At 70.5% G+C, this 8,564-nt stretch carries 7 protein-coding genes; 4 read left to right on the forward strand and 3 right to left on the reverse strand.

Annotation, left to right across the window (positions count from 1 at the left end):
• A partial coding sequence (locus VK501_RS19240; protein WP_324340219.1) for a serine/threonine-protein kinase occupies window positions 1-805 on the reverse strand: 805 nt, incomplete at its 3' end.
• Between the two features lie 119 nt (window positions 806-924).
• Between VK501_RS19240 and VK501_RS19245 the strand changes: the two genes are divergently transcribed.
• The 4 genes from VK501_RS19245 (at window position 925) to VK501_RS19260 (ending at window position 4,192) form a co-directional block, all read left to right on the forward strand.
• Window positions 925-2,037 (forward strand): hypothetical protein, encoded by a 1,113-nt coding sequence (locus VK501_RS19245; protein WP_324340220.1) that lies wholly within the window; start codon window positions 925-927, stop codon window positions 2,035-2,037.
• A gap of 133 nt (window positions 2,038-2,170) precedes the next feature.
• Entirely contained in the window at window positions 2,171-2,692 is a 522-nt protein-coding gene (locus VK501_RS19250; RefSeq protein ID WP_324340222.1) for a DUF4446 family protein, read from the forward strand.
• Complete coding sequence (gene pheA, locus VK501_RS19255; RefSeq protein WP_324340225.1) at window positions 2,689-3,552, forward strand: prephenate dehydratase; 864 nt, start codon at window positions 2,689-2,691, stop codon at window positions 3,550-3,552. The genes VK501_RS19250 and pheA overlap by 4 nt, the downstream gene beginning before the upstream one ends.
• Before the next feature lie 145 nt (window positions 3,553-3,697).
• Window positions 3,698-4,192 carry an HNH endonuclease gene (locus tag VK501_RS19260; protein ID WP_324340227.1) on the forward strand — a complete coding sequence of 165 codons (495 nt, stop codon included), beginning with the start codon at window positions 3,698-3,700 and terminating at the stop codon, window positions 4,190-4,192.
• Window positions 4,193-4,537: 345 nt separating this feature from the next.
• Here the strand turns inward: VK501_RS19260 and gyrA are convergent, their stop codons facing one another.
• Together gyrA and VK501_RS19270 are read right to left on the reverse strand one after the other, a co-directional pair.
• Window positions 4,538-7,123, reverse strand: coding sequence for a DNA gyrase subunit A (gene gyrA, locus VK501_RS19265; RefSeq protein ID WP_324340228.1), 2,586 nt, complete (start codon window positions 7,121-7,123; stop codon window positions 4,538-4,540).
• A gap of 57 nt (window positions 7,124-7,180) precedes the next feature.
• A partial coding sequence (locus VK501_RS19270) for a toprim domain-containing protein (RefSeq protein WP_324340230.1) occupies window positions 7,181-8,564 on the reverse strand: 1,384 nt, incomplete at its 5' end.

Below are 8,564 nucleotides of genomic sequence, written 5' to 3' on the forward strand. Positions count from 1 at the left end.
CGGCATGCGGCCAGACGGCGGTGTCGATCGCCGCGCACAGGTCCAGCGGCAGGTCGCGGCGCAGCCGGCCCAGCGGCGGCAGCCGCTGCCCGATCCGCCGCGCGGTCGCGCCCGCGCCGCGCGCCCGCAGCGGGTTGACGCCCGAGAGGCCCTCGTACACGCACAGGCCGAGCGCGTACAGGTCGGCCTCCGCGCCGACCTCCGCGCCTTCGGCCTGCTCGGGCGCCATGTAGGCCAGCGTCCCGACGACGTCGCCCGTGCGCGTGAGCGCGTCGTCGCCGGCGATCCGCGCGACGCCGAAGTCCGTGAGCTTGGCGGGCGCGCCGGGTGGGTGGGCCTGTTCGACCGCGTCGGGGATCAGGATGTTGAGCGGCTTGACGTCGCGGTGGATGACCCCGCGCTGGTGGGCGTGCGCCAGCGCGTCGCAGAGCGCGACGCCGATCTCGACCACGTCGCGGTCCGACAGCGCACCGTCCTCCAGCAGCCGCGCGAACGTCGCCCCGCGGACGAGCTCGGACACGAGGTAGACGTTCTCGTCGTCGGAGCCGGCCTCGTGCAGCGCCACGATCGCCGGATGCTGCAGGCGCGCCGCGGCGACGGCCTCGCGCTGCGCGCGCCGTGCCGTGTCGGCGTCGGGCGCCGGGATCCGCTTGACCGCGACCGTCCGGTCGAGCTTGAGGTCGTGCGCCAGCCAGACCACGCCGAAGCCGCCGCCGCCCAGGCGGCGGACGAGCCGGTAGCGGTCCAGCACGACCTCCGAGCCGCCGCCCGTGGCCTCCGTCGTCTCGTGCTCGGCGGTCTCCACCGGCTCCCTCTTCCGCGCGGGAAGAAGGGGGCCTGCGCGCGACGGCGAACTTGCACGGGGCGCCTCCTGCCCGACCTGCCGGTCATACTGGCCCATTCGCCCCCGCCAGGAGCGCGGACGTGTCCTTCTTCGACGACGAGCCCGACGAGCCCACTCGAGTCACCCGGCCCGCGCGGCCCCGCCGCTCCGCGGCGCCCGCCGGAGGGCTGCACCGACCGGACCCGGAGATCGCCCGCCGCCGGCAGTTCGTGCTGTTCGGCGGCCTCGCCGTCGTCGCGATCATCCTGATCTTCACGGCGAAGAGCTGCTCGAACACGCGCCACAAGAACGCACTGAAGGACTACAACCGCAACGTGGCGTCGATCGTGGAGGACTCCGACCAGCGGGTCTCCAAGCCGCTGTTCGACGTGCTGGGAGGTGGCCAGCAGAACCAGGACGTCCGCGTGGCCGTCAGCCAGGTCCGCCTGCTTGCCGAGGAGGACGCCAAGCGCGCCAGGTCGCTGAGCGCGCCCGACGACGTCGCGGCGGCCCAGCACGACCTCGAGCTGACGATGAACCTGCGTGCCGCCGGTGTCACCAAGATCGGCGACCTGCTGCCGCGCGCGTTGAGCAACCAGCCCAGCGCGGCCGAGTCGATCCGGCGGATCGCCGGGCAGATGCAGAGCTTCCTCGCCTCCGACGTCGTCTACTCGCAGCGCGTCGCGCCGCTGATCCAGCAGGCGCTGAGCGACAACGACATCGGCGGTCAGACCATCGCGACCTCGAGGTTCCTGCCGAACATCGGCTGGCTCGACCCCGCCCAGGTCGGCGCGCGCATCAACCCCGACGCGGGGGCGGGCACGTCCGCGTCGAGCTCGGGCGACGTCGCGCCGGGCACCCACGGGCACGGGGTCCTCAGCGTCAAGGCGGGCGGCGTGGCGCTGGTGCCCGGCGTCAACCGCGTGCCGGCGACGGCTCCGCTGCCGCTCGAGGTGACCTACGCCAACCAGGGCCAGAACGACGAGTCCAACGTGACGATCACCGCCAAGGTCACGGGCGGCCCCAAGACGATCACGGCGACCAAGCGCCTCAACCAGACGAAGGCCGGCACGACCGCCACGGCGACGCTGAACCTGCAGTCGGTCCCGCCCAAGGGCCAGTCGACGATGCTGACGGTCACGATCAAGCCCGTCCGGGGCGAGAAGAAGACCGACAACAACACGCAGACGTACACCGTCCTGTTCACCCCCTAGGAGACAGTGTCGCTATCGCGACTGGGGACCCACCTCCGGCGGCGACGGCTGGCCGTCGTGGGCCTCGGCCTCGTTGGCCGCCTACGGCACCCCTAGGACCGTTCCGAGCGGCGGGCCTAGTAGCGTCGAGGTCGTGGACAGCTCCACCGCGGGGATCGTCGCGCTCATCGGATGCGCCATCGCGCTCGCGGCGCTGATCGTCGCCACCGTCGCGCTCCTGCGACTGCGGCGTCTGCGCGCCGACCAGCGGGTCCTGCTCGGCACGGGGCCGGCCGACGACCTCGTCGAGCACGCCTCGCGCATCGAGCAGGAGTTCCGCTCCCTGCACGCCTATGTCGGCGAGATCGCGGCCCGGCTGGACGGCCGGCTCGGCACCGCCGAGTCCCGGCTGGACGGTACGATCGCCCACCGCGGCCTGGTCCGCTTCGATGCCTACAACGAGATGTCCGGGCAGCAGTCGGTGTCGATCGCGCTGCTCGACGCCGGCCAGTCGGGGATCGTGCTGACGAGCATCCACCACCGCGACCAGGCCCGGCTGTACGTCAAGCACATGATCGCGGGAGAGCCGGAGTACCCGCTGTCGCCGGAGGAGGTCGAGGCCGTGCGCGTCGCGCTGGCCGGCGAGCCGCCGCCGGAGCCGCCGCGGCTGCCATGAGGCTCGGCTACTTCGGTCCCGCCGGGACGTTCACGCACGCCGCGCTGCTGGCATCGCCGCGCTTCGCCGAGGGCTCCGAGGCCGTGCCGTTCGCGACGGAGCGCGACACCATCCTCGCCGCGCAGTCGGGCGCCGTCGACGCGGCGCTCGTCCCGATCGAGAACTCGCTGGAGGGCGGCGTCAACGCGACGCTCGACACGCTGGCGCTCGACGCGACCGGCGTGCGCATCGTGGGGGAGGAGGTGCTGCCGATCTCCCACGCGCTGATCGCGCGGCCGGGCGTCGCGACGGCCGACGTCACGGCCGTCGTCTCCCACCCGCAGCCGCTCGGGCAGTGCCGGCGCTTCCTCGCCGACGCGCTGCCGGGCGCGCGCCCGGTCGCGGCGACGTCCACCGCCGAGGCGGTCCGCACGGTCGCCGAGTCGTCGGAGCCGTGGGCCGCGATCGGGACGGAGGTCGCCGCAGCACTGCACGGCTGCAGCGTGCTGGCGGAGGGCATCGAGGACGAGCACGGCAACGAGACGCGCTTCGTGTGGGTGAGCGCGGTCGGCGCGCCGTCGCCGTTTGCCGACGCGATCGCCCGGGCCGGGGCCGGCGCCTACAAGACGTCGATCGTCTTCCACGGCGCCGGCGACTCGTCGCCGGGCTGGCTCGTGCGCTGCCTGTCGGAGCTCGCGTTCCGCGGGATCAACCTCACGCGGATCGAGTCGCGGCCGCTCAAGCGGCGCCTCGGGCACTACCTGTTCCTCGCGGATCTCGAGGGTCGCGAGGACGACCCGGAGGTCCGCGACGCGGTCGTGGGCCTGCACGCCCACTGCGAGGTCGTGCGCGTGCTCGGCTCGTATCGGGCCGCGACCTGAGGCGCCACGACCCTCCTGTTCGAGGGCCTTCGGGTGCTACGGTTCCGCGTGGAGTAACGGTCTCATGGCCTCGCTCACGCCACCACACCCGATGGGGTCCGCGCCGCCCGGCGAGCACCGGCGACGCGGACGTGAGGGTGGCCGGGTGCTCGTGCTGAACGCGTCGTACGAGCCGATCAACGTCTGCACCGTGCGCCGCGCCGTCGTGCTGCTGCTGAAGGCGAAGGCCGAGGTCGTCGACCACGCGACGTGGGAGCTGCGCTCCGAGCGCGCCACGATGTCGCGCCCCGTCGTCATCCGCCTGATGACCTACGTGATGGTCCCGCGCGACACGCACCGCCGCAAGATCACGCGCCGCGCGGTCTTCGCGCGTGACAACTGGACCTGCCAGTACTGCGGCTCGCGCTCCAACCTCACGGTCGACCACGTCATCCCGCGCTCCAAGGGCGGCGGCTCCACCTGGGACAACATCGTCGCCTCCTGCGCGCCCTGCAACCGGCGCAAGGCCGACCACCTGCCCGACAAGGCCGGCATGCACCCCAAGCGCACGCCGTCGATGCCCCAGCCGCACGTCTTCATCCACGTCGCAACGCCGACCATCCCGGCGGCGTGGCGACAGTGGCTGCCCGAAGCGGCCTGAGCGCACTCCTCGGGCCCCCTTAAACGCCGAAGGACGCCGCGAGAAGCTCACGGCGCCCTTCGTACACCACTGGACTGGACGGCCCGGTCTGCGATTGTTCTGAGCGGCCGGAGGGACGACGTCCGGCATCGCAGATCGGGGGTGGCCCGGCGTGGATTCGCTGGATCGTTACTCCAGCCCGACCGATCTAGCGGCCGGCCACCTCCAGGGTCCCACAAGTACTATGACTAGATATTCGGACCACCTCCTTTCTCTGGTACTGAGAAATGTAGCACCCCGTCCCGACAACTCAGCGCACGTTCTGGTAACGCCGGTTACCGGTCGGACGGAGGTGGCCCGAACCGCTCACTCCTCGGAGCCGGACTCCTCGGAACCGTCCTCGATCGCGGGCTCGACCGGCTGGTCGTCGACGGGGATCTCAACGACCTCGGTCGCCTCGACGACGACCTCCTCGCCGCTGACGTCGAGCGTCGCCTCGCCGCTCTCGTCCTCGGACTCGACGATCAGCGCGACCGCGCTGACCTTGTCGTCCTCGCGCGGGCTCATGACCCGGACGCCCGTGGCCGACCGGCCCTGCTGCGAGATGCCCTTGACGCCGGTCCGCTGGATCATCCCGTTCTGCGAGATGAACACGAGCTCCTGGTGCGGCCGCACGACCAGCGCGCCGGCGAGGCCGCCCTTGGCCTCGGTCAACTTGATCGTCAGCACGCCCTTGGCGCCGCGCGACGTCTTGCGGTACTCGTCGATCCGGGTCCGCTTGCCGTAGCCGGCCTCGGTCATGACGAGCAGGTCCATGTCGTCGCGCGCGACGTCCATGGCGATGACCTCGCCCTCGCCGATGTCCATCCCGCGCACGCCGCCGGTGTCGCGGCCCATCGGGCGGGCCTGGCCCTCCTCGAAGCGCACGGCCAGGCCGGCCTTCGACACCATCATGATCTCGTCGCCCTCGTCGACCCGCCGGACGGCGATGAGCTCGTCGTCGTCGCGGACCTTGATGGCGATGATGCCGTCGGCCTTGATCGGCGTGTTGTAGGCCTGGAACGCGGTCTTCTTCACGATGCCCTTGCGCGTCGCGAAGATCAGGTACGGCGACTCGCTGAAGTCGCGGGTCGAGAGGACGGACTGCACCCGCTCGTTCTCGCGCAGCGGCAGGATGTTGACCAGCGCGCGGCCCTTCGACGTACGGGCGCCCTCGGGCAGCTCGTACACCTTGGAGCGGTAGACCTTGCCGCGGTTGGAGAAGAACAGCAGGAAGTCGTGCGTCGAGCACACGAAGAGGTGCTCGATGTAGTCGCCCTCCTTCATGTCCATCCCCGTGATGCCGACCCCACCGCGGCGCTGCTGGCGGTAGGTGTCCAGCGGCACGCGCTTGATGTACCCCGACTTGGTGATCGTGATGACCATCTGCTGGTCGGCGATCAGGTCCTCGATGTCGAGCTCGTCCTCGGAGGGGGCGATCTCGGTGCGGCGCGGATCGGCGAAGCGCTCGGAGATCTCCAGGAGCTCCTCCTTGATGAGCGCACGCACGTTGCCCTCGTCGCCCAGCAGCTCGCGCAGCTCGCGGATGCGCTCGGTCACGTCGGCGTGCTCCTGCTTGATGGAGTCGCTCTCCAGCGCCGTCAGCTGCGACAGGCGCAGGTCGAGGATCGCCGACGCCTGGATCTGCGACAGCGTGAACGTCGTGACGAGCTCCTCGCGCGCGGCCTCGCGGTTGGCCGACCGGCGGATGACCTCGATCACTGCGTCGAGGTTGTCGAGCGCGATGAGCAGTCCTTCGAGGACGTGGGCCCGCGCCTCCTTCTGGGCCAGCTCGAACTTCGCGCGGCGCACGATGACCTCGCGCTGGTGCGCGACGTAGGCGTGCAGGACCTCGATGAGCGAGAGCGTGCGCGGCACGCCGTCGACCAGGGCGACCATGTTGACCCCGAACGTCGACTGCATCGGGGTGTGCTTGTAGAGCTTGTTGAGGACGACCTTCGGGTTGACCGCGCGCTTGAGCTCGATCACGAGGCGCATGCCGCGCCGGTCGGTCTCGTCGCGCAGGTCGGAGATCTCGGGGATCTTCTTCTCGCGCACGAGGTCGGCGATCTTGGTGATCAGCCCGTTGTCGCCACCCTTCTTCACGGCGTAGGGCAGCTCGGTGACGATGAGCGCCTCCTTGCCCTGATGGATCTCCTCGATGTGCGCCCTGGCGCGCACCTTGATCTTGCCGCGGCCGGTCTCGTAGGCGTCGCGGATGCCCGCCCGGCCCATGATGATGCCGCCGGTCGGGAAGTCCGGGCCCTGGATGTGCGTGAGCAGCTCATCCGTGGTGATCGTCGGGTCCTCGAGGAACGCGACGGTGGCGCCGATGACCTCCTCGAGGTTGTGCGGCGGGATGTTGGTGGCCATGCCGACGGCGATCCCGGTGCCCCCGTTGACGAGCAGGTTCGGGAAGCGCGACGGGAGCACCGTCGGCTCCTGCTTGGACCCGTCGTAGTTGGGGACGAAGTCCACGGTGTCCATGTCGATGTCACGGACCATCTCCATGGCGATGCGCGTCAGCCGCGCCTCCGTGTACCGCATGGCGGCCGCGTCGTCGTCGTCGATCGAGCCGAAGTTGCCCTGGCCGTCGACGAGCATGTGGCGCATGGAGAAGTCCTGCGCCAGCCGGACGAGCGTGTCGTAGATCGACGCGTCGCCGTGCGGGTGGTAGTTGCCCATCACGTCGCCGACGATGCGCGCCGACTTGACGTAGGGCCGCGTCGGGCCGAGGCCCGCCTCGTTCATGGCGTACAGGACGCGGCGATGGACGGGCTTCAGGCCGTCACGGACGTCGGGCAGTGCGCGCCCGACGATGACGGACATGGCGTAGTCGAGGTACGCGTTGCGCATCTCGTCTTCGAGCGCGCGCGGCTCGATGTTGCCGCCGCTGATGACGTCAGTGGCCAAGCGTCCTCACCTCCTTCGGGGTCGTGCGGGGGATCTGCGCCGCCGGGGTGCGGCGCATCAGACGTCGAGGTTCACGACAGCGCGAGCGTTCTGCTCGATGAACTGCCGCCTGGGCTCGACGATGTCGCCCATGAGCATGGTGAACAGGCGGTCCGCCTCGGCGGCGTCCTCGACGCTCACCTGCTGCAGCGTGCGCGTGGTCGGATCCATCGTGGTCTCGCGGAGCTGATCGGGGTTCATCTCGCCCAGCCCCTTGAACCGCGACACGCTGACGCCGCGGCGCGCGACCTCGAGGACCGAGGTGCGGAGCGTCTCGAACGAGTAGGCCTCGTCGGACCGCTCGCCCAAAGCCACGCTGAACGGCGGGGCGCCGGCCAGCTCCACGAGCTGCGCGTTGACCTTGACGAACTGCTTGTAGTCGTGGGACTCGAACAGCGACCGCGCCAGCCGGTGCGTCTGGGCCAGGCCGGTCTTGCGCTCGATGGCCTTGACGACGATGACGTCGTCGTTCTGCTCGACGACGTGCGTCACGTGCGGGCGCGACTCGTCGTTCTTCTCGATCGACGCCAGCGCCGACGGGACGTCCGCCGCCTGGTCGTCGAGCAGGCCGCCCTCGCCGAGGAACCGGACGGCCTCGTGGCCGTGCTCGGCGCGCAGCGAGCTGCCCCAGCCCTCGAACTGCTTCAGCAGCCGGGTGTAGCGCTGCCAGCGCGCCTCGGTCAGCTTGAACTCCTGGCCGGTGCGATCGTGCACGCGGATCTTCTCGAACTTGTCGGAGAGCAGCAGCTCCTCGAGCTCGGAGTCCTTCTCGAGGTAGCGCTCGCTCTTGCCCTGCTTGACCTTGTAGAGCGGCGGCTTGGCGATGTACACGTAGCCGGCCTCGATGAGCTCCGGCATCTCGCGGAACAGCAGCGTCAGCACGAGCGTCCGGATGTGCGCGCCGTCCACGTCGGCGTCCGTCATGAGGACGACCTTGTGGTACCGCGCCTTCTCGATGTCGAACTCGTCGCGGATGCCGGTGCCCAGGGCCGTGATGAGCGCCTGGACCTCGATGTTCTTCAGCACGCGGTCGATGCGCGCCTTCTCCACGTTGAGGATCTTGCCGCGCAGCGGCAGGACCGCCTGCGTGTGCCGGTCGCGGCCCTGCTTGGCCGAGCCGCCGGCGGAGTTGCCCTCCACGATGAAGATCTCGGCCAGCGACGGGTCCTTGACCGAGCAGTCGGCGAGCTTGCCCGGCAGCGGCGAGTTCTCCAGCGCGCTCTTGCGGCGCGTCAGGTCGCGCGCCTTGCGCGCGGCGGCACGGGCCTGCGAGGCCGAGACGGCCTTGCGGATGATCGCGCGCGCCTCGCCCGGGTTCTCCTCGAGGAACTCGGCGAGCTTCGTGTTGACGATGTTCGCCACGAAGCCCTCCATCCCGGGGTTGCCGAGCTTGGTCTTCGTC

It is taken from the genome of Baekduia sp. (assembly GCF_035318805.1).
In the GTDB taxonomy this organism is placed as follows: domain Bacteria; phylum Actinomycetota; class Thermoleophilia; order Solirubrobacterales; family Solirubrobacteraceae; genus Baekduia.